This is a genomic window from Plantibacter sp. VKM Ac-2876 (assembly GCF_015350715.1).
Classification (GTDB): Bacteria; Actinomycetota; Actinomycetes; order Actinomycetales; family Microbacteriaceae; genus Plantibacter; species Plantibacter auratus.
In genome coordinates this window covers 679,769-701,963 of the sequence record NZ_JADKSI010000003.1, presented here as the reverse complement: position 1 = coordinate 701,963, position 22,195 = coordinate 679,769, and the positions used below count along the sequence as shown (strand labels likewise).

Genomic DNA, 22,195 nt, shown 5'->3' with positions numbered 1-22,195 from the left:
CATCCACGTCAGCGTCAGTCGCCGTGTCGGCATCCACATCAGCATCGGTCGCCGTGTCAGCGTCAGTCGCCGTGTCAGCGTCCACGTCAGCATCCGTCGCCGTGTCGGCATCCACATCTGCGTCCACGTCAGCGTCAGTCGCCGTGTCAGCATCCACATCAGCGTCAGTCGCCGTGTCAGCGTCGACGTCAGCGTCGGTGGCCGTGTCAGCGTCCACGTCAGCATCCGTCGCGGTGTCAGTGTCCACGTCGGTGTCCACGTCCGTGTCGGTATCCACGTCCACGTCGACGTCGGCATCCGTGTCCACGTCGACCGCAGCGGCGTCGGTGTCGACGTCGACCGCTCCGTCCTCGATGGTGACGTCGGCCTCGGCGGGCGTCTCGGAGACGTCGCCCTCGGCGGTCACCGTGACCGGTCCGGGCGTGTAGTCGTCCGGGATCGGCAGGTCCACGGTGAAGGAACCGTCAGGGTTCGTCACCACGGTGACGGACGGTGCGCCCGGGACGGACACCGTGACGGTCTCGCCACCGGCGAAGCCCGTCCCGTCGACCGTGACCGTCTCACCCGGCAGCACCGAGGACGGGTCGACCGTGATGGCCGTGTCGTACGCGAGGATCTCGATGATCGTCGTCGCCGGCTCGTTCGATGCAGCGCCGAGTGCCGTGACCGTGACGTCGCCGAGCGCGTAGCCGTCGGGGACCGGCAGGGTCACCGTGAAGCCGCCGCCGGCGTTCGTCACCTGCGTGACGACCGGAGCGCCCGGGATGGACACCGTCACCGTCTCGTTGGCTGCGAAGCCCGATCCGGTGATGACCGTCGTGTCACCGGCGATCAGCGCGTCCGGGGAAGCGGTGATGACGGGCGAGAACACGACAGCGGTGACCGTGACAGTGGTGGTGGCGGGTGTCTGCGACACCGCTCCCTCGGCCGTCACGACGAGCGGGCCGGCTGTGGCGGCCGCAGGGATCGTGATGCCGACCGAGAACTCACCGGCGCCGTTCGTCGTCGCCGGGACGGCGGTGCCGCCCGGGACCGAGACCGTGACGGACTCGTTCGCGGCGAAGCCGGTACCTGTGACGAGCGTCGCTCCGCCGGCCGTGACCGTGCTCGGGTCGGCGGTGATCGCCGTCTCGTAGGCCTCGACCGTGAGCTCCGCCTCGGCGGGCGTCGCCGAGGTCTCGCCGACCGCGGTCACCGTGACCGGCCCGGCGGGCGTTCCGGGCGGCACCGGCAGGGTCGCGGTGAAGCCGCCGTCGCCGTCGGCCGTCACCACGACGGGGTCGCCGCCGGGGATCGAGACGCTGACCGACTCGTTCGGCTGGAAGCCGGTACCGGTGACCGTGGTCGTCTGGCCCGGGTTCACCGTGTCCGGTGTGAGGGTGATCGCGGTGTCGTAGACCGTGGCCTCGACCGTGACGGTGGTGGTCGCCTCGGTCGCCGAGACGACGCCGAGTGCGGTGACCGTGACCGGACCGGTCGCGAAGCCCTGCGGGACGGCGAACGTCGTGGTGATCTCACCGTCGGCGTTCGAGGTGACCGTCACCGGCGCGAGACCGGGGAAGGTGACGGTGACGCTCTCGGTCGGAGCGAAGCCGCTCCCCGAGATCTCCGTCGAGGTGCCGCCGGGGACCGTCGCCGGGTCGGCGGTGATCGTCGGCGTGTAGACCACGTCGACCGTGAGGTTCGTCGTCGCAGGGGTGTCGGACGTCGCACCGAGCGCGGTCACCACGACCGTGCCTTCGGCGTAGTCGACCGGCACGGGCAGCGACACCGAGATGGTGCCGGTCGCCGTCGCCGTGGTGGTCACCGGGTCGGCACCGGGGATCGAGACCGTGACGCTCTCGTTCGGTGCGAAGCCGGTGCCGGTGACGAGGGTGCTGGCACCCGCGACGACGGTGGTCGGGTCAGCCGTGATGGCCGTGACGTAGGTCGTGGCCTCGACGGTGAGCGTCGCCGTGGCGGGGGTCGCCGAGACGGCCCCGGTTGCGGTGATGGTCACGGGTCCGAGCGGGAGGTCCGCCGGGAGGTCGACGCTCACGGAGATCTCACCGTTGCCGTTCGACGTGGTGGGGATCGGCGTCGCGATGCCCGGGACGGTGACGCTTACGGCCTCGTTCGGCGCGAAGCCGTCACCGGTGACCGTGGTGCTGCCGCCAGGGGCGACCGTCGTCGGGTCGAGGGCGATCGCGGTCTCGTAGGCCTCGACGGTGACCGTCGCCGTCGCGTCCGTCGCCGAGACTGCGCCGGTTGCGGTGACGACCAGCGGTCCGGCATCCGTGCCCGACGGGATCGGCAGGGCAGCGGTGAAGCCACCGTCGCCGTCTGCCGTCACGACGACCGGTGTACCACCGGGGATGGAGACCGAGACGGACTCGTTCGGCGCGAACCCGGTACCGGTGATCGTCGTCGAGGTGCCGGGGAGCAGCGTGTCCGGGTCGGCGGTGATCGCGGTCTCGTACGGAACCACGGTCACGTCGGCGTCGGCAGGCGTGTTCGACGTGTCACCGGTCGCGGTGATCGTCAGTGGCCCAGCAGGCGTTCCGGCCGGGATCGTCACGGGCTGCGTGAAGTCGCCGTCGCCGTTCGTCGTCACGGTGACGGGGTCGCCGCCCGGGATCGTGATGGTGACGGTCTCGTTCGGTGCGAAGCCGGTGCCCGTGACGGTGGTGGTTCCACCCGGGTTGACCGTCGTCGGGTCCACCGTGATCGCCGTGTCGTACACGACCGCTTCGACGAGGACCGAGGTCTGCGCCGGCGTGAGCGACAGGGCGCCCGTGGCCGTGAACGTCACGGTCGCGGGGACGAAGTCCGCCGGGAAGGCGACCACCTGGCTGATCTCACCCAGCCCGTTGGCCGTGGTCACGACGTCGTCGAAGCCGGGAGCCGAGATGGTCACCGACTCGTTCGCGACGTAGCCGGCGCCGGACAGGATCGTCGAGTCACCGGGGTTCAGCGTGGACGGCGTCGCGGTGAGCGTCGTGTCGAACGCCTCGACGGTGATCGTCGCAGTGGCGGGCGTGGCCGAGACCGCGCCGACGGCCGTCACCACGACGGGACCGGGGTCCGTGCCGGGCAGGATCGGCAGGATGGCGGTGATGTCGCCGTCCGGGTCGGCCTCCACCACGACGGGCGTGCCGCCGGGGATGGAGACGGAGACGGACTCGCCGGGCAGGAAACCCGTTCCGGTGACGGTGGTGCTGCCGCCGGGGAGGAGCGTGTCGGGGTCGGCGGTGATCGCCGTGTCGTAGACCGTGGCCTCGACCGTGACAGTGGTCGTCGCCTCGGTTGCGGAGACGACGCCGAGGGCGGTGACCGTGACCGGACCGACCGCGAAGTTCTGCGGGACGTCGATGGTGGTCGTGATCTCACCCGCTGCGTTCGACGTGACCGTGATCGGGTCGAGGCCGGGGAAGGTGACCGTGACACTCTCGCTCGGCGCGAAGCCGGCGCCCGAGATCTCGGTGCTGGTGCCGCCGGGGACCGTGGCCGGGTCGGCGGTGATCGTCGGGGTGTAGACGACGTCGACCGCGAGGTTCGTGGTGGCCGGGGTCTCGGAGACCTCGCCGAGGGCGGTCACGACGACCGTGCCCTCCGCGTAGTCCGCCGGGACCGGCAGCGAAACGGAGATGGTGCCGGTCGCCGATGCCTGCGTGGTGACCGCGGGTGCACCGGGGATGGAGACCGTGACGGTCTCGTCGGGCTCGAAGCCGGTACCGGTGACGAGCGTGCTCTCCCCAGCGACGACCGTCGTCGGGTCGACCGTGATGGCCGTGACGTAGGTGGTCGCCTCGACGGTGAGGGTCGCCGTGGCCGGGGTGGCCGAGACGACGCCGGTGGCGGTGACCGTGACGTCGCCGAGCGGGAAGTCCGCCGGCAGGGTGACACTGACCGTGATCTCGCCGTCGCCGTTCGCCGTGGTCGTCACGGGCGTCGCGAGGCCGGGGATGGTGATCGAGACGGACTCGAGCGGGACGAAGCCGGAACCGGTGACGACCGTGCTGCCGCCGGGGGCGATGGTCGCCGGGTCGAGCGCGATGACGGTGTCGTAGGCCTCGACGGTGATGTCCGTCTCGGCCGGTGTGGCGGAGGCCGCGCCGATGGCGGTGACCGTGAGCTCGCCGGCAGGCGTGCCGGACGGGATCGGCAGGACGGCCGTGAAGCCGCCGTCGCCGTCAGCCGTCACGACGACGGGCGTGCCGCCAGTGAAGGAGACGGAGACCGACTCGTTCGCGGCGAAGCCGGTACCCGTGATGGTGGTCGAGTTGCCGGGGAGGAGCGAGGCCGGGTCGGCCGTGATGGCCGTGTCGTACGGCAGCACCTCGAGGTCGGCGGTCGCCGGGGTTGCGGAGGTCTCGCCGGTCGCGGTGACGACGAGCGTGCCGGCTGGCGTGCCGTCGGGGACGGGCAGGTCGACGGTGAAGCCGCCGTCGCCGTCCGCGTCGACGGTCACCGGGGTGCCGCCCGGGTAGCCGACGGTGACCGTCTCACCGGGCAGGAAGCCGGTGCCGGTCACGATCGTGGTGTTCCCAGGGATGAGCGACGTCGGGTCCAGCGCGATGGCGGTGTCGTAGACCGTCGCAGTGACGGTGACGACGGTGGTCGCTTCGGTCGCGGACACGGCGCCGAGCGCGGTGACCGTGACGTCGCCGACCGCGAAGTCCTGCGGGACCGCGATGGGGGTGCCGATCGCGCCGAGTGCTGTGGCGGTGACGGTGATCGGCTCGAGGCCGGGGAACGTCACGACGACGTCCTCGCCGGGCGCGAAACCGGCGCCGTTGATGATCGTGGTCGTGCCACCCGCGACCGTGGCCGGGACGGCGACGATCGACGTCTCGTAGACCACGGTGAGGTTGGTGGTGGCCGGGGTGTCGGACGTCTCGCCGAGCGCGGTCACGACGACCTGGCCTGCGGCGTAGTCGGTCGGGACGTCGAGCTCGACCGAGATCGTGCCGGTTCCGGTGGCCGTCGTGGTGACCGGGTCGACGCCGGGGATCGACACGGTGACGGTCTCACCCGAAGCGAAACCGGTGCCGGTGATCGTCGTGGTCTCACCCGCGACGACACTGGCCGGGTCGGCGGTGATGGCGGTGACGTACTGCGTCGCCTCGACGGTGACCGTGGTGGTCGCCGGGCTGGCCGACGAGGCACCGGTCGCCGTGACCGTCACGGGGCCGAGCGGGAAGTCCGCCGGGAGCGTGAGGCTGGTGGAGATCGTGCCGGTGCCCGTCGCGGTGGTGACGATCGGGTCGGTGAGGCCGGGGACGGTGATCGACACCGATTCGCCGGGCAGGAACCCGGTGCCGGTGATCGTGGTGCTGCCACCGGGAGCGATCGTCGCCGGGTCGGCGGTGATGGCGGTCACGAACGGCGCGACGACGAGGTCGGTGGTGGCCGGGGTGTCGGAGGTCGCACCGGTGGCGGTGAACGTCAGGGTCGCCGGGGTGAAGCCGGCGGGGATCGCGACGCTCTGGCTGATCACACCGGCGGCATCCGACGTCGTGGTGACCGGGTCGAGGCCGGGTGCGGTGATGGTGACCTGCTCGTTCGCCGCGAACCCGGTGCCGTCGATCACGGTGGACTGGCCGGGGTTGACGGTCGCCGGTGTGGCGGTGATCGCCGTGTCGTACACGACGAGCGTGCCGCGGACGGAGGACGACGCGAGGTTGACCGTCGCGAGCGAGATCGCCGGGACGAGGGAGATCTGCACGGCTCGAACGGTCGCCGATCCGTCACCGAGGTCGCCGGTCGTCGGCTGCACGTTGGCGGTGACGTCGGCGACGAGCCGCACGATGTTCAGGATGGGGCCGACGACGTTCGCGGCGAGACCGCCGGTGATGCCGTTCAGGCCGGTGTTGAGCGTTCCGACACCGGTGTAGGCCGTGGCGACCGTGTTCTTCACGAGGTTGAGGACGAGGTTGACCACGCCGTCGAGGGTGAGTCCGAGGGTCGCGAGGATCGGGTTCAACACGTTCGGGAGGAGCCCCGCCGAGGTGAAGGCGGCGGTGCCGTTCTGGACGGCGCCGAGGGTCGAGTCGAGCGACAAGGAGATGACGGGGACCTGCGTGACGACGACGTTCGTCGTCACGTTGCCGGTGACCTGGATGCGAGTGCCGTCGACGGCTGCCTTGACGCCGGCCGACACCGCCGTGACCTGCGCGGTGACGGCGGACGTGATCGCGGCGGCGATGGCGGCGCCGATCGGGCCGGACAACAGCGAGGTGTTCGGCGGCAGGTCGTTGAGGTCCGGCAGGTTCGGGTCGTTCGCGAGGAGGGTCGCGAGGTCCACCGTCACCGCGCCGGTGAGCAGGTTGACGGAGACGCCCGTGGCCGCTGACTGGGACGCCTGGGTGGTGAGGATGTTGTTGACGACGGTCGCGAGGTTCGGCGGCGTGACCGTCGCCGTCGCGCTCACACGGAGGACGCCGATGAGGTTCGCGTTCAGCGCCGTGTTGAGCGCCGAGGTGAGTCCGTTGAGCGTGGTCTGCAGCGGCGGGAGAAGCCCGGTGACCTGCGTGCCGACGTTCTGCACGAGGGGGCTCTGGAAGTTGAGCGTCGCACCGGCGATCTGGTAGTCGGGGACGGCCGTGGCGCCGCCCGTCTGCGAGATCGTGGAGGCGAGGGCGCCGAGGCTGAGCGAGAGGTCGCTGAGGATGCCCCCGGTCGGCGTTCCGACCCGGCCGAGCAGGCCGGTGAGGTCGAGGTCCGCATCGGCCGGCGGGGCGTCGGGTCCACCGATGGAGACGCCGCCCTGGTCGGTGACCGCACCGGAACCGGCGATCGCGTCACCGTTGTCGGCCGCGGCACCGTACTGGGCGACGGCACCGAGCTCGATGACGCCGTTGGCGCCGAACAGTTGGAGCGAGCTACCGAGGTCGACGCCGAGGGTGTTGAGCACCTCTGCCGAGAGCGGGTTCGCGGCGACGGGGTGCACCCCGCTGGGGTTCTCGGCTCGGGCACCGGCGACAGCGGCGAGGGTGTCGAGGTTGATCCCGGCCGCCTGCCCACCGAGGAATCGACCGAGGCCGTCCGAGACGTCGGATGGGGCGGCCACTGCCGCCGTCGTCGTCGATCCCATGGCGATGACCGTGCCGACCACGGCCATGGCCGCGACCTTCCACGCACGGCCTCGGCCGAGGATGCTGCGTTGCTGTTCCCCCACGGTGGAACCCTTTCGTCGGTGCACGGGCTGGCCGCGTCTGGCGTCAATCCCGGCCAATCTAGGGCTGGCCGGGTCTGTCCCCCAGAGGAGGGACCCCAACCTCCGTAGTGCGCGAGCGGAAACCGGTACTCCGGTCGACGACGAACGTCTCCGCATCCGTCCACACGCCGTATCCGCACGGAACGGTCCGCATCGCGGCGAATGCGCGTCGCCGCTGCGGGATAACCCCCAGAGACGAGGGGTAAACCCCCACCCGGGGTACGTAGTTTCTACTGAGAACGCCCAGCTAAGGTTCCCGGCGTATTCAGGGAGTACGGATAATGGGGGCAGTCCGACGATGGATTCGCACCACCTGAGTGTGTGGATCCCCCACCGGATGCTGGCGGAGCTTGAGGGGGCTGCGATGGAGAATCGGACTGGGACAGGAGAACCGCGAGCGGGGTCGCGGACGGGGTCGATCGCCCGGGACCTGCCATGAGCGCCGGCGGTCGCCGGTTCGGCGGGGGGTCGAGATCGGCGGGGGCGTCGACGCGTCGCTCGGGTGAGTTCCGGCAGGCGACGACCCGTTCGGGCGCGCAACCGAGCAGCCGGGTGGCTGCCATCGAACGCGCGGCATCGCTCATCGAGAGCCGGTCGAGCACGCTCCTGGTCGGTCCGCACGGCTACGGCAAGACCTTCACCGCGGAAGGCATCGGCCGTCGAATGCATGAAGCCGGCCGCGCGGTGGTCCACCTGTCGGGCGCATCGCCGGACGCATCGGAGGCGCTGAGCAACTGGCGCACCACGCCGAGTGGCGCCGTCTTCATCATCGACGACGGTTCCCGCTTGCACCCGTCGAGCCTGTCGGACATCGTCGACCTCTCCCAGTCGCGGGAGCATGTGGCGCTCGTCACGTTGGAACAGGAGCTGACGGGACTGCAGGGCCGGACCGACGAAGCGGCCCACCGGTTGCTCGCCGTCTGGCGCGGCGGCTCACTCACGCGCATCGACCTGCCCGCGCTCGACGGTTTCGAAGCCTCCGCCCTCGCAGACCAGGCCGCCGACGACGCCGTGCTCGACGACATGGCGAAGGCCGTCATCGTGCGGCTGAGCAATGGATCGCCGCGGCTCGTCCATGAGCTGACGAAGGACGCCCTGGAGACGGGCGGCGACTTCTACCTCCCCCGGAGCATCCTCTCCCTCGGTGTCGCCGGCGTCTCACCGCGCGTGCACGACCTCACCGAGCCACAACTGTCGCGCCTCGAGGACGAGGGGCGTTACGCGCTCGTCATGCTCGCCAAGCTCGGCTCCGTCCCCTACCCGCGAGCGGCTCGCCTCCTCGGCGAGCATCAGCTCCACACGCTGCTGCGGATGGGACTCGCCCGCAACGACGGCTCCGGGCAGGACCGGATCGTCGCCGACGAACTGCACGCGTGGTCGGCGCTCTCGGAGTGGCGGCACAGTGGTCGGCTGCACCGCCACGACCGGGTGCAGCGGACCCTCATCTCGGACGTACGCGCCGGCGGGCGTCTGACACCGAACGAGTCGTTCATCCTGGGACGGTACTGGATGTCGACGACGGAGCAGGTGGTCGACGAGGGGCTCGATTCCGCCGCCATGGCCAGGATCTTCCTCGAAGCGGCACATGTCGCGAACGTGTCCGGGCTGGCCGAGGACGGTCGAGTGCTCGCCGAACGCGCCTACCGATGGCGGCCTTCCGTGGCCGCCGTGCTGCAGCGGTCCCGGTCGCTCGCGATGCTGGGCGACACGCTCGGGGCCCAACGTGCCCTCGAGTACGACCCCTCCGCGGACTCGGACGACGACGTCCAGACGGAGCTGCTCAGCTGGCGTGCGACCTTGGACCGTTGGGCCGACCGGACCTGCGCGCAAGAACTCACCGAGCAGGAGGAGCACAGCCGTGTGCTGGGGCAGCGGATCCGGATGATCGAGACCTGGCGGGACCAGGACCGGGACGGATCCACCGGCGGCGACGAGGTCTTCTGGAGCGTGCTGCGCGACACCACCGCATCGCAGTCCTCACGGCTCTACGCAGCCGCCGCCCTCCTGACCCGCACCGGTCTCCACGCGACGCCCACCGAGCTGAGCGAGCTGCTGCAGCTCGCTGACGGCGTCTACCGCGCGGTGCCCTACAGCGCCGCCCACCAGCTCTCCCACGCCGTTCGCGACGCGAGCGCGATGTACGTTCTGGCGTCCGGCAGCGTCCAGCTGATGACCGGCCTGTCCTGGTCCGGCTTCGCCCGGTTCGTCGACGAGTTCGCCGAACGGGCGGAACGCGGAACCGGACAGTTGGCCACGACCGACCAGTGCATCGTGGGTCTGCTCGGAGCACTGCTCGCGATGTACGACGGACGACCGGAACGGGCGCTCGCCGATCTGCGGGTCATCGAGCGGATGCTCGACTCCACGGTGCCGCCGGAAGCACACGTGCAGGCGGCACTCCTCTTGATCGGAGCCCTGGCACAGACCGGCCACGTCGAGGAGGCGGAGGAACGTCGGGCTTCCGAGGACCAGCGCATCATCGCATCCTCGCCGATCCTCTCGTTCATCGCGGACAGCACCGACTTCAGCCTGCTGATGTCCCGCGGCAGAGTCGCCGATGCCCGTCTCCAGCTGCGCCACATGGCCCGGAGTCGTCAGAAGCCGCTCACCGAACGGCTCTACGCCGCCTGCCTGGCCTTGGTGGCCGGAGTTGAACCGGCTGAGGCACTCGACTGGGTCGTCGACGCACGATCGCGCGAGTTCACGCCGCTGCAGGGTGCGCTCTTCCTGCTGCTCGAGGCGGGCGCGGCCGGAGACGCCGGCCGCGTGGAGGAAGCGGCATCCTCCCTCGAACAGATCGGTGCGCGTCATCGGGCCATCGCAGCGCATCAACTGGCCGAGCGACTCCGCACCGCGGAGGGCCGACCGCACGACGCCCGGCGATCCGCCGAGCGGGCTGCGGAGCTGGCGAGCCTCGGCGGTACGCCGCGGTCGGACGCCGCCGTCACCGGGCCGGTCGCCGTCCCCCCGTCGCCGATCTTCGTGACCCACCGGTCCGACGAGACGCCAGTGGCGCCGACGGCTGCCGACCAGCCTCCCACCCACTCGCCATTGGCCTACATCTCGAAGAGTGCGGCGAACCACGGGGCCGGCACCTCCCCCGACCTGAGCTCGCTCACGCGCCGCGAGCTCGAGGTCGCGGCGCTCATCGCCCAGGGGCTCAGTAACCAGGAGATCGCGACCCGCCTGTTCCTCAGCGTCCGGACGGTCGAGTCGCACGTCCTGCAGGCGCGGACGAAGCTCGGCGCCGAGCGTCGGCGTGATCTGGGCCGGATCGTCATGCAGTCCGGGCAGCGAGAGGCGTAGACGGCGGCGGTCAGACCGGGCGCTCCGCAGTTTTCTGCGTAGCGCCCGGCGATCCCAGTACCCCACTACTGGTGACAACAGATCAGCCTGCTGCCTATCGTCCTGTGAGTGTCGCGAGATGCGCGGAGGTCGTCTCCCTGTGCCCGACATGTCAGGTGGCACCGCGGTGGCACCGTCGGACTCCAGGGGGTTTCCATGACCATCGACACCAGCACCGAGGCCCAGGTGGCCGCCGGCACCGAGACACCCGTGCGCGGACTGCGCAGCAAGCGGGCGAAGGCGATCCTCGCCGGCGGTCTCGTGCTCGGCGTCGGTGCGGCGATCACCCTCGCGGCCTGGAACGACTCCGAGTTCGCGACCGGGATCTTCGCCGGCGGTGCGTTCAGCATCGAGGGAAGCACCGACGGCACCACGTTCTCCGAGCACCCCACCGAAGCGGCTGCCGCGCCCCTCACCTTCGCCGTCGAGGCCGACAACCTGGCTCCCGAGGAGCCCGTCTACGCCGGCTTCGCCGTGCAGCTGACCGCAGCGTCGACCTACGCCGCGACCGTGGACATCGAGGCCTCGAGCACCGCTCCCATCGCATCCTCCCTCACCTACTCGGTGGTGACCACCACCACCTTCGGCTGCGACGCGGCGAGCTTCGCCGCGGGCGACGCGCTCGTGACGGACGCCGCCACCACGTCCAGCACGGCAGCGGACATCTTCACCCTGGGCGCCGCCACGACGCCCGTGTACCTCTGCTTCGAGGTCACCCCGGCGGCGTCACTCCCGCAGGCCTCCCCCAGCGGCAGCGTCGTCTGGGAGTTCTCAGCCGTCTCCACCACGCCGCTGCCGTAAGCCGCGGCGGGACGGCGATCATGGGACGGCACACGCCTGCGGCAGGCAGACACCACCGCACCGATCGACGACGGAGCACGTCGCGCTTCACGAAGGCCCGCGCGGCCCTCGCAGCGGCGCTCGTGCTCGGCGTCGGGACCTCGCTGACCCTTGCCGCGTGGAGCGACGACGAGTTCGGAACGGCGACCTTCGCGGCCAGTACCTTCGCCGTGGAGTCGCAGACCTCGTCGTCGACCTGGGCGGCGCACGAGGCGGCGAACCCAGCGACGCTGGTCTTCAACGCGACCGCCATGTCGCCAGGGCTCTCGCAGTTCGCGTACATCGACATCCGCACGACCGCCGCGACGAACATCGGCGGGACGGCGGCGCTGTCCGCGGTCTCGGCGGCGACGGGCACCCTCCTGCCGCAACTCGAGTACCGCGTGGTCACGACGGCGGCGGGCACGGCGTGCAACGCCGCCGCGTTCACCTCGGCGACCGTGCCCGCGTACACCGCGTCGCTCTCCACGGGCACGGCTCCGCCGACGGCGACCGGTGCACTCACGGCGGCCGGCGGTTCGACGGTGCGATTCTGCTTCGACGTGCGGGTGAAGGCCGGCACGGCCTCCAGCTTCCAGGGCGGAACCGCGTCGGCGACGTGGCAGCTCACCAGCACCTCCAGTTCCTGATCGGAGCACCGTGACCCGACCCTCCACGGAAGCGATCGACGCCACCGAGCGGCAGCAGCCCCGCCGCTCGGTGGCGTCGATCGTCGGCAGCACCCTGCTGAACCTCGCCGCCGTCGGTGGGGTGGTCTGCATCGTGCTCGTCATCCTCGCGACCTGCTTCAACATCACCCTCATCATGTTCAAGACCGGTTCCATGAGCCCGACGATCCCCACCGGCTCACTCGCGCTCGTCCGCGAGATCCCGGCATCCGACATCGCGGTCGGCGACGTCGTGACCGTCGATCGCGCCGGTCAGCTGCCGGTCACCCACCGCGTCACCTCGGTGATCGGTGGTGTCGACACCGCGGGACCGCAGCGGACGATCACCATGCAGGGCGACGCGAACCTGTCGGAGGACCCCGAGCCGTACACGGTCTCGACGGTCCGTCTCGTGCTCGCCTCGGTGCCCGGGCTCGCGTACCTCGTCGTGTGGCTGTCCAGCCCGTGGGTTCTGGCCGGACTGACGCTCAGCTGTTCGGCCCTCGTCATGTGGGCGTTCTGGCCGCGCTCCGACCGCAAGCGCCCACCGGGTGGCTCAGGAGGAGCTGACGGCAGCCGACGTGCTGATGCACGTCGCCGCTCCTCCACGGCCGGCGCCGACGGAACTGGACCACGACCGGCCCGCCACGCCGCGCTCCGCTGCTCACCGGTCGCCCTGCTCCTCGGTGCCGGCCTCGCGATCGGCGGCGCAGCTCCCGCGCACGCCGAACCGACGGTCGACGTCATCGCCGGTGAGGCGGTCGTCCTCACCTCGATCGGCGATCCGTCGGCCATGCAGTCGCTCTCGCCCGGCCGATCGACGCCGTGGGAGGTCGGCATCAGCACCAGGCCGGAAGCCACACCGGGCTCCATCGACGTGTCCATGGTCGGTTCCGGCTCGTCCGAGCTCGGGCTCGTCATGGTCGTCGACGCCTGTTCCGTCCGCTGGACCGCGGCCGGATGCGTCGGCACCGTCACCCACCTGTTCGACGAGATGGCGGTGCCCGTCGACGGCGTCGAGCGTGCGGTCCTCTCGATGCGCAGCACAGAGGCGTGGTGGCTGAAGTTCGACGTCCGGATGCCGTCCGGTGCAGCGGTGGCGAACGCCTCGGTCGCCCTCACGGTCACGGCCGAGGGCATCGGCGACGACGTCTCGGTCTCGCCCGGCCCGATCACCACGCTCCCCCGCACCGGCGCGAGCATCGAGTTCGCCGTGTGGACCGCTGCCGGCGCGATCCTGATCGGCCTCGTCGGCGCGTGGTTCGGCGCGCTGCGCCAGCATTCGCGCTCGGCGAGGAGCGCTCGATGAAACCAGGGCGGTCAAGACACGTCGCTGCGGTCGTCCTCGCGACCACTGTCGCGCTCGTCGCAGCTCCTGCTCCGCAACCGGTGGAGGCCGCATGGCAGGACGCCGAGTCGGGTGCCGCGACGTTCGCCGCACTGAGCATCCCCAAGCCCGTCTACCTCGCCGGAGCAAGCGGGTGCTCCATCTCGACGACGTCGGTGCTCGGCGTCGGACTGGTCATCAACTCCTACACCCTGACGTTCACCATGCCGGAGGGGTATGGCGCGGCGGACATCCAAGTCGGCGGCGGGAACACGTCGACCACGATCGCCCTCGCCTCGGCGGCGGTCACACCGGCCGCGACCTCGCCGACGCCGAACCCGACGAGGCAGTACTCGATCACCTTCAACCGCGCTCTGCTCGACGGACTGCTCACCGGCCTGCTCGGTGGGTCCGGCTATCTCGGCGTCCGCGTGGCGCCGTCGAGCCTGATCGTCCCGCCGCTCGCTCGAGACACGATCTGGACGTCGCCGTGGGCCGTCGTGCAGGTGGGGACAGGCCTCCTCGGCACGAACCCGACGTGCGCCATCATCGGGTGAGTCGCACCGGACCGGACGATTCTCGGACGATCAGTTCGAAGCCGGCGCGCACCCGCCGCCCCGGCCCGACGTGCCCGGCCACGCGTTCGACCAGCATCGCGACGGCCTCGCGGGCGATCGCCTCCTTGTCGGGCGCGACCGTCGTCAGTGACCGCATCGCGTACCGGCCGTCCTCGATGTCGTCGAACCCGACCACGGCCAGGTCGCGCGGGATGTCGACGCCGCGATCCCACGCGGCACGCATCGCGCCCAGCGCCATGAGGTCGTTGAAACAGAACACGCCGTCAGGAGGATCGCCCACGTCGAGCATCCCGCCCATGACGGCCGCCCCGCTCGCGCGATCGTATTCCCCTTCGGCCATATACCGGTTCGGGTCGAGTCCGGCCTCCTGCATCGCGCGGGTGAACCCGTCCACGCGTTGCTTCGCGGTGCCCGTGGAGTGGGCCTGCCGACCGATGGCGCCGATGCGGGTGCATCCCCGTTCGATCAGGTGCCTGGTCGCCACGTAGGCCGCCTCGGTACCGTCGATGGCGACGTGGTCCGCGCTCGCGCCGTAGTCGCTCTCGCCGAGCAGGACGATCGGTTGCGTCGCGGCGGCTGCCTCGACGTCGGCGGCCGTCAGGTTGAGTGCGTTCAGTAGTACGCCGTCGAACGTCGAGGACACCGCTCCCCCGGTGAGCACGGCGCGCTCGCGTTCCGGGTCGCCGTTGGTCTGATCCACGACGAGGGTGAGCGAGCGCTTCGTGAGTTCGGGGATGAGGCAGCGGGCGAGGTCGGAGAAGTACGGAACGTCGAGCTCGGGGACGACGAGAGCGATGAGTCCGCTGCGGTTGTTGCGGAGTCCTCTCGCGTGCGGATTGGGCCGATAGCCGAGCTCGTCGATGACCGCCTGCACGCGTTTGCGGGTCTCGGCACCGACCCGCCCTGGCAGGTTCACGACGTCCGACACCGTGCGCTGGGAGACGCCGGCCGCCTGCGCGACATCCCGTGCGGTCACTGCCATCCGTGCCTCCCCGTCGGTCGCGCGCGCTCCACCGTGCGTCGGTCCTGACGCAAGCGTACCGACTCCACGACCGTCGGATACCGGCGGCAACCGATTTCCAAGTCCGTCTTGTGCTACGTAGCACAAGCGGTTAGCGTGTCTCCCTGTCAGCACGGTCGCAGCGAGTCGAAGGAGATGCGCAGCATGTTCGAGAGCCCACCACCCATCACCCGAGCCGCCACATGAGCGCGCTCAACGAGCTGCGCGCGCTGCGGACGCCGAAGGGAGCGATTAAGCATCGCGACGCCTCCGAGTTCCGGGACAACCGCGCGGCGCTCCTCTTCCTCGGCCCATGGATCATCGGCTTCCTCGTCATCACGCTCGGGCCGGTGCTCGTCTCGCTGTACCTGTCGTTCACCGACTACAACCTCCTCCAGAACCCGAACTTCACGGGGCTCGAGAACGCGCAGCGGATGGTCGAGGATCCCCGCCTGCACCAGTCCCTCGGGGTGACCATCACCTACGTCCTGGTCTCGGTGCCGTTGCAGCTCATGGTCGCCCTGGCGATCGCGGTCCTCCTGGACCGCGGCCTGCGCGGGCTCTCGTTCTACCGGTCGGTGCTGTACCTGCCGTCACTGCTCGGCGGCAGCGTCGCGATCGCCGTCCTCTGGCGGCTCGTCTTCGGCTCGAGCGGCCTCGTCAACGCGCTGCTCGCCGTCTTCGGCATCCAGGGACCCGGGTGGATCTCGGAACCCGACACCGCACTGTCGACGCTGATCATCCTGCACGTGTGGACGTTCGGCGCCCCGATGGTGATCTTCCTCGCCGGTCTCCGCCAGATCCCGCGGCAGTACTACGAGGCTGCGTCGACGGACGGCGCGGGCCGGTGGACCCAGTTCCGGTCGATCACCCTCCCGCTGCTCAGCCCGAGCATCTTCTTCAACCTCGTGCTCGGCATCATCGGCGCGTTCCAGTCGTTCACGCAGGCCTACGTGGTGTCGAACGGATCGGGCGGGCCGTCCGACTCGACGCTCTTCATCACGCTCTACCTGTACCAGAAGGGCTTCGGCAGCTTCCAGATGGGGTACGCGTCGGCGATCGCGTGGCTCCTGCTCATCATCATCGCCGCCGCCACGGCCATCAACTTCTGGGCCTCGAAGTATTGGGTGTTCTACGATGACTGACCTCAAGACCCGCCCCTCCTCCGAGGACGGGCTCTCGCCCGATGCGGCCGCCCGTCGCGAACGGGGCGACGCTCAGCGCGCCAAGCTCTTGCGCCGTCAGCGGATCTCGAGCATCGGCAAGCACGCGCTGCTGATCCTGCTCGGGCTGCTGATGCTCTACCCCGTGCTGTGGATGGTGGTGTCGTCGCTCCGCCCGAACGGGTACATCTTCGACAACCCGGGCCTCGTGCTCGACACCTTCGAGGCGTCGAACTACACGAACGGCTGGAACGCGCTCGCGCAGCCGTTCGGCAGCTACCTGGCGAACTCGGCGATCGTGGTCGTCGGGTCGATCATCGGCAACCTGCTCACCTGCTCGCTCGCCGCGTACGGCTTCGCCCGGCTGCGGTTCCGGTTCAAGCGGTTCGCGTTCGCGGCCATGCTGCTCACGATGATGCTGCCGATCCACGTGCTGATCATCCCGCAGTACGTCATCTTCGCCCAGCTCGACTGGATCAACACCTACCTGCCGCTCATCGTGCCGAAGTTCCTCGCGACGGACGCGTTCTTCATCTTCCTCATGGTGCAGTTCATCCGCGGCATCCCCCGCGAGCTCGACGAGGCGGCGCGCATCGACGGAGCCGGACACCTGCGGATCTTCGTGCAGATCATGCTCCCGCTCATGACCCCGGCGCTTGCGACGACGGCGATCTTCACCTTCATCTGGACGTGGAACGACTTCTTCGGCCAGCTGATCTTCGTGACCGACCCTGACAAGTACACGTCGTCGGTCGCCCTCCGCTCGTTCGTCGACACGCAGTCGCAATCGGACTACGGCGCCCTCTTCGCCATGAGCGTCGTCACCCTGCTGCCGGTGTTCCTCGCCTTCCTGTTCGGTCAGCGGTTCCTCCTGCGGGGCATCGCGACCACCGGAGGCAAGTAGCCCCGGTCCCCGCCATCACAACCGATCCACCCCATGCAAAGGAGCATCATGCAACGCCAACCACGATCCCGGTCCCGCATCCTCGGCTTCGCAGCCGCCACCGCCATCTCGGCGCTCGCCCTCAGCGGCTGCGCCGTCGGCGGTGGGAACGGCGATGCCGCGCTGAGCGACGAGGACGTCACCATCACCTTCAACTGGTGGGGTGCCACGGCCCGCGACGAGCGCACCCGCGCCGCCATCGACCTCTTCCAGGAGAAGTACCCCAACATCACCGTGAAGGGCCAGTCCACCGAGTGGGGCGGCTACTGGGACAAGCTCGCCACCACGGTCGCCGGCGGAGACGCCCCCGACGTCATGCAGTTCGACCAGCTCTACCTCGCCTCCTACGCCCAGCGCGGCGCCCTCGCAGACCTCGGTGCGCTCGACGAGTTCCTCGACACCTCCGACCTCAGCGCCGATGTGCTCGACCAGGGCAAGGTCAAGGACGAGCTCTACGGCGTGCCGATCGGCGTCGGCACCGTCGGCCTCATGGTCAACCGGTCCATCTTCGAGCAGTACGGGATCCAGCTGCCCGACGCGACGACCTGGACGTGGGACGACCTCAACGAGGTCGCCCTGCAGGTGACCGAGGCCTCGGGCGGTGCCGTCCACGGCATGTCACCGTTCGGCGGCGACATGCCGACCCTCACGCTCTGGGCGCGTCAGCACGGCAACGACATCTACGACAAAAGCGGCAAGGTCATCCTGAAGCCCGAGGTCGTGGAGAGCTACTGGCAGTACGCGCTCGACCAGATCGAGAGCGGCGCGGCCCCGAGCGCCTCGCAGCTGGCCGAAGGCAACGGTGTGGCGATCGACCTCATGGACATGAGTACGGGCAAGGTCGCGATGACCTTCCAACCGTCGTCGGTGCTCACCGCCTTCCAGGCCGCTGCACCCGACCACCAGCTCGACCTACTGCCGTTCCCGGCGAGCGAGGATTCGTCCGAGGGGTTCCAGTACCTGAAGCCGTCGATGTACTGGTCGGTCTCGTCGAAGTCCGAGCACCCCGCTGAGGCGGCGTTGCTGGTGGACTTCCTGACGACGGACACCGAGGTCGCGAAGCTGTTCGGCACCGAGCGCGGCATGCCGGCGAACCCGGACTTTCAGGAGGCGATCGACCCCGACCTGACGCCGACGGACCGCATCGTTGCCGGCGTGGTCGACGCCGCGCGCGAGGAGTCGGGCACCCCGCCGGCGATCACGCCCGTCGGTGGTGGCGACAGCGAGAAGATCCTCGGCCGCTACAACCAGGACGTCCAGTTCGGCAAGACCACCCCCAAGGAGGCCGCTGAGGCCTTCGTCGCCGAGCTGACGAAGGCCGTCGACGACGCCCGGTAGCAACTTCCCCGCCCTTCGACAGGCTCAGCCCCCTCGGTCCCCGAGCCCAAACCCGGTCCCTGAGCCTGTCGAAGGGCCCCGACGACACTTCCACCCATCACGACGCATCGGAACGACACCTATGACGCACCCTCTCCTCTTCCCCGCCCCGCTGCCGAGCGGCCGCGCCGAAACCGCGCCGCAGCCGCGCCCGGAGTACCCCCGGCCGCAGCTCGTCCGTGACGGTTGGGTCAATCTCAACGGCCTGTGGGAGTTCGAGATCGACGCCGGCGACAGCGGGCTCGAGCGCGGGCTCCTCGGGCGCGAACTGACCGACCGCATCCTCGTCCCGTTCGCGCCCGAGTCGGTGGCGTCAGGCGTCGAGCACACGGACTTCATGGAGGCCGTCTGGTACCGCACGCGCTTCACGGTTCCGGCCGGCTGGCAGGGGAAGGAGGGCGTGCTGCACTTCGGCGCCGTCGACCACGACACGACCGTGTGGGTGGACGGGGTCGAGGCGATGCGGCATCGCGGCGGCTTCACGCCGATCCGGGTGCCGCTCGGCGCGATCGAGCCGGGCCAGGAACTCGAGATCGTGGTGCGCGCCCGCGACACCCGCCACGAGCCGAAGGCCGGTGGGAAGCAGGCGACCTGGTACGGCAACACCGACTGCTACTACACCCGCACGACCGGGATCTGGCAGACGGTCTGGGTGGAGGCCGTCGACGAGCTGCACCTCCGTCGGTTCACCGTGGTCCCCGATGCGGACGCCGGGCGCTTCGACTGCACGCTCGTCCCCAGCCGCAACGCCGCCGGTGCGACCGCGACGGTGATCCTGTCCACCGATGGTGTCGTCGTCGCGAGCGAGACCGCTCAGCTCGGGTCGACGATGTCGCCGTCGGTGCGGCTCGAGGTCCCGACGGACCAGCAGCGGCTCTGGAGTCCCGCCGACCCGTTCCTCTATACCCTCGACATCGAGATCCGCGATGGTGCCGGCGACGTCACCGACCGCGTCTCGAGCTACGCGGGTCTGCGGAGTATCGCGATCGACGGTACCGCGGTGCTGATCAACGGCGAGCACGTCTTCCAGCGGCTCGTGCTCGACCAGGGGTACTGGCCGTCCTCGCTCATGACCGCGCCGGACGACGACGCGCTCGTGGCCGACATCACGCTCGGGATGGACGCCGGGTTCAACGGTGCGCGGCTCCACCAGAAGGTGTTCGAGGAGCGGTACCTCTATCACGCGGACCGCCTCGGCTATCTGGTGTGGGGCGAGTTCGGCGACTGGGGCGTGTCAGGCGCGGGCACGGTCGGGCACAACCAGGGTCCGACGGCGTCGTTCATCACGCAGTGGGTCGAGGCGTTGGAGCGCGACGTCAACCATCCGTCGATCATCGGCTGGTGCCCGCTGAACGAGACGCACCAGACCCTGCACGACCGGGTGACCGTCCTTGACGACGTCACGCGTGGCATGTTCCTCGCGACGAAGCTGATCGACCCGAGTCGGCCGGTGATCGACGCCTCGGGCTACGCGCACCGGGTGCGGGAGACGGACGTGTGGGACGCGCACTCGTACGAGCAGGACCCGGCGGCGTTCGCCGTCGAGCAGGGTGGGATCGCGGACGGTGAGCCGTTCACGAACCTCGAGGACGGACGCACCATCTCCTTGCCGTACGAGGGGCAGCCGTTCTTCGTGTCGGAGTTCGGCGGCATCTGGTGGAACGCAGAGCTCGCGGCGGCGGACACCGGTGGTGACTCCTGGGGCTATGGTGCGCGGGTGGCGTCGGTCGAGGAGTTCCACGAGCGTTTCGCGGGGCTCGTCCGGGTGCTGACCGACGACGAGAACATGTTCGGCTACTGCTACACGCAGCTCACCGACACGTTCCAGGAGCAGAACGGCATCTACGACTTCGATCGCAAGCCGAAGTTCGACCTGGCCCGAGTGCGCGCGGTGCTCGCGGCCGACGCCGCCTACGAGCGCCGCGTCCGCCCCTCCGCCTCTTGACCGATCGTCCAGTCCCTGAGCCCCCACCCGGTCCCTGAGCCTGTCGAAGGGCCCACGGGCTCCCCGCTCCGCCCAGGGACCGGCGCCCGGGTCAGCTCCCGCTGCGGGCCAACGTCAGCAGCACCGTGAAGGTGTTGAACCACACGTGCGTCCAGATGCCCGGTCCGAGGCGTCGGGTCGTCGCGGCGTAGACACCGTTCACCGTGCCGAGCACGAGGATGGTGAGCCCGAGCGTGACCATGGTGACCGGGCTGCCCCAGCCCTCGTAGAGGTGGACGGTCGCGAAGATCAGGGCGCTCGCTCCCACCGAGACGACCGCCGCCGTGCGACGTCGGGCGGTCGTGGGCGTCGCCGCACCTCGGCGCACGCCGTTCGTCGTCCGCCCGCGGAGGATCGTGTTCCGGAATCCGCGCAGCAGGAGCCCGCGGAAGAGGAGTTCTTCACAGAACGGCGCGACGATCGCCGTGGCGAACACGGTGTTGACCAGCACCCAGACGAGCTCTGGCGACGGCGGGGCGATGTTCGACTTCGGCGTCTCGCCGGTGAGGGCGATGACGAACTGGCCGATCATGCCACCGATCAGCTGGATACCGACGGCGGAACCGAGCCCGATGAACACGTCGAACCAGCGGAAGCGGAGTCCGAAGTCCTTCGCCCAAGACCCGCTTCCCCAGGTGCGGCAGACGATCGCGAGGGCGACGAGGATGCCGCCGTCGAAGATGATCCACATGATCATCGTGCCGACCTCGCCGGACAGGACGCCGAAGGTCCGTGCGAGTTCGACGACGACGAGGAGCGCGATGATCGCGACGAAGGTCGTCAGCGCGGTCGGGGTACCCCACCGGGTGTCAGGCGAGGGGGCGTAGGGCAGGCGCGCCTCGGCGCGGCGGGCTTCGGCCCGTTCCTGGCGCGAGCCCGGGCGCGGGGCGGTCTCCGCCGGTGCAGCGGAGTGGTCGCTCATCGCTTGTTCGCGGCGAAGTACTCGCGTGCTGCCGGCACGTACATCTGGACGATCGCGACGATGGTCACGATGACGAAGATGAAGGAGAGCGGGTTGAGGGCGATCAGCCCGGTGATCGAACCGAGGACGGAGAGAATGCCGACCACGGTGAGGACGATCCGAGCCCAGTTGCGACCGCGGAGCATGAAGAAGGCGAACAGCACGTGGAGTGCGCCGACGATGAACGCGCCGACGGCGGTCGAGATCAAGAGCACACTCGAGGAGAGCACACCTCCCGAGGCCGACTGTTCGGCTGCGGCCTCGGCGACGGTTCCGGCCGACATGGCAGCCGTGACCCCGGAGATGACGGAGAGGACGGCGGAGACGACCCACAGCCAGAAGGAGATGACGATCGGCGTGGGGGCGGTCTTGCTACCAGTGGGCGTGGCCATGATGCTCGTTTCGGTCGTGGAGGATCCGACGACCGGACCCAGGCTGCTGGAACTGTATTGCCCGTCGCCTGTCCCCCGGAAGGGAGGTATGTCCCGGCCTATCCGTTTTCCGCAAGAACCGTCGCCATCCCGGCCCCCGAGCCTGTCGAAGGGCCCGAAACCGTCCCCTAAGCACCCTGTCAAGCCCGCTCACGCGCGCTCGCGTACCTCTTAACCTGTTCCCCATGACGAACGACACGAACGACACCGATCAGAACAGCAGCGAGGGAACACCGAAGCCGGGCGGCCTGGGCGAGAACCAGACCATCCCCAACAGCGAGGACGGCCTCGCGGTCGGTCACGACCCCGACGCCTCGAACTTCAACCAGGAGGAAGACCCCGACCACCCGAGCGACGACGCGTAGGGTTCGGGAACGACGAAGCGGCGGCCGGTGCAGAAG

The 22,195-nt window shown here is 69.8% G+C and carries 14 protein-coding genes; 10 read left to right on the top strand and 4 right to left on the bottom strand.

Translation table 11 applies throughout. From position 1 onward, the window contains the following. A partial coding sequence (locus tag ITJ62_RS15770; RefSeq protein WP_194604083.1) for a choice-of-anchor G family protein occupies positions 1 to 7,159 on the bottom strand: 7,159 nt, incomplete at its 3' end. Between the two features lie 591 nt (positions 7,160 to 7,750). Here ITJ62_RS15770 and ITJ62_RS15765 point away from each other — a divergent pair. The 5 genes from ITJ62_RS15765 (at position 7,751) to ITJ62_RS15745 (ending at position 13,914) form a co-directional block, all read left to right on the top strand. Beyond that, positions 7,751 to 10,504, top strand: a complete 2,754-nt coding sequence (locus tag ITJ62_RS15765; protein ID WP_370581956.1) for a LuxR C-terminal-related transcriptional regulator — start codon at positions 7,751 to 7,753, stop codon at positions 10,502 to 10,504. A 195-nt stretch (positions 10,505 to 10,699) separates the two neighbouring features. After that, the gene (locus ITJ62_RS15760; protein ID WP_228498535.1) at positions 10,700 to 11,344 is read left to right on the top strand and encodes a SipW-dependent-type signal peptide-containing protein; all 645 of its coding nucleotides are present in this window, start codon (positions 10,700 to 10,702) and stop codon (positions 11,342 to 11,344) included. A 20-nt stretch (positions 11,345 to 11,364) separates the two neighbouring features. Then, positions 11,365 to 12,012: a SipW-dependent-type signal peptide-containing protein gene (locus tag ITJ62_RS15755; RefSeq protein WP_194604077.1), complete on the top strand. Its 648-nt coding sequence runs from the start codon at positions 11,365 to 11,367 to the stop codon at positions 12,010 to 12,012. Between the two features lie 10 nt (positions 12,013 to 12,022). Further along, a complete protein-coding gene (locus ITJ62_RS15750; protein WP_370581955.1) occupies positions 12,023 to 13,339 on the top strand; it encodes a signal peptidase I in 1,317 nt (438 codons plus the stop codon). Further along, positions 13,336 to 13,914 carry a hypothetical protein gene (locus tag ITJ62_RS15745; protein ID WP_194604075.1) on the top strand — a complete coding sequence of 193 codons (579 nt, stop codon included), beginning with the start codon at positions 13,336 to 13,338 and terminating at the stop codon, positions 13,912 to 13,914. The genes ITJ62_RS15750 and ITJ62_RS15745 overlap by 4 nt, the downstream gene beginning before the upstream one ends. On the opposite strand, the gene ITJ62_RS15740 is transcribed toward ITJ62_RS15745, so the two are convergent. After that, positions 13,904 to 14,917 (bottom strand): LacI family DNA-binding transcriptional regulator, encoded by a 1,014-nt coding sequence (locus tag ITJ62_RS15740; protein WP_194604073.1) that lies wholly within the window; start codon positions 14,915 to 14,917, stop codon positions 13,904 to 13,906. The genes ITJ62_RS15745 and ITJ62_RS15740 overlap by 11 nt on opposite strands. 221 nt (positions 14,918 to 15,138) lie before the next feature. Here ITJ62_RS15740 and ITJ62_RS15735 point away from each other — a divergent pair, with 221 nt between their 5' ends. The 4 genes from ITJ62_RS15735 to ITJ62_RS15720 all read left to right on the top strand — a co-directional run bounded on the left by ITJ62_RS15735 (position 15,139) and on the right by ITJ62_RS15720 (position 20,363). Beyond that, positions 15,139 to 16,080, top strand: coding sequence for a carbohydrate ABC transporter permease (locus ITJ62_RS15735; RefSeq protein WP_194604070.1), 942 nt, complete (start codon positions 15,139 to 15,141; stop codon positions 16,078 to 16,080). After that, a complete protein-coding gene (locus ITJ62_RS15730) occupies positions 16,073 to 17,002 on the top strand; it encodes a carbohydrate ABC transporter permease (RefSeq protein ID WP_085512504.1) in 930 nt (309 codons plus the stop codon). The genes ITJ62_RS15735 and ITJ62_RS15730 overlap by 8 nt, the downstream gene beginning before the upstream one ends. A gap of 48 nt (positions 17,003 to 17,050) precedes the next feature. After that, positions 17,051 to 18,379: an ABC transporter substrate-binding protein gene (locus ITJ62_RS15725; protein WP_194604067.1), complete on the top strand. Its 1,329-nt coding sequence runs from the start codon at positions 17,051 to 17,053 to the stop codon at positions 18,377 to 18,379. A gap of 121 nt (positions 18,380 to 18,500) precedes the next feature. Beyond that, positions 18,501 to 20,363 (top strand): glycoside hydrolase family 2 protein, encoded by a 1,863-nt coding sequence (locus tag ITJ62_RS15720; protein ID WP_194604064.1) that lies wholly within the window; start codon positions 18,501 to 18,503, stop codon positions 20,361 to 20,363. A gap of 91 nt (positions 20,364 to 20,454) precedes the next feature. Here the strand turns inward: ITJ62_RS15720 and ITJ62_RS15715 are convergent, their stop codons facing one another. Beyond that, positions 20,455 to 21,324 carry a type II CAAX prenyl endopeptidase Rce1 family protein gene (locus ITJ62_RS15715; RefSeq protein ID WP_194604061.1) on the bottom strand — a complete coding sequence of 290 codons (870 nt, stop codon included), beginning with the start codon at positions 21,322 to 21,324 and terminating at the stop codon, positions 20,455 to 20,457. Continuing rightward, complete coding sequence (locus ITJ62_RS15710) at positions 21,321 to 21,755, bottom strand: hypothetical protein (RefSeq protein ID WP_194604058.1); 435 nt, start codon at positions 21,753 to 21,755, stop codon at positions 21,321 to 21,323. Before ITJ62_RS15710 ends, ITJ62_RS15715 begins: the two co-directional genes overlap by 4 nt. A 224-nt stretch (positions 21,756 to 21,979) precedes the next feature. On the opposite strand from ITJ62_RS15710, the gene ITJ62_RS15705 reads away from it, so the two are divergent. Continuing rightward, entirely contained in the window at positions 21,980 to 22,159 is a 180-nt protein-coding gene (locus tag ITJ62_RS15705) for a hypothetical protein (protein WP_064296076.1), read from the top strand. The last annotated feature ends 36 nt before the right edge of the window (positions 22,160 to 22,195 follow it).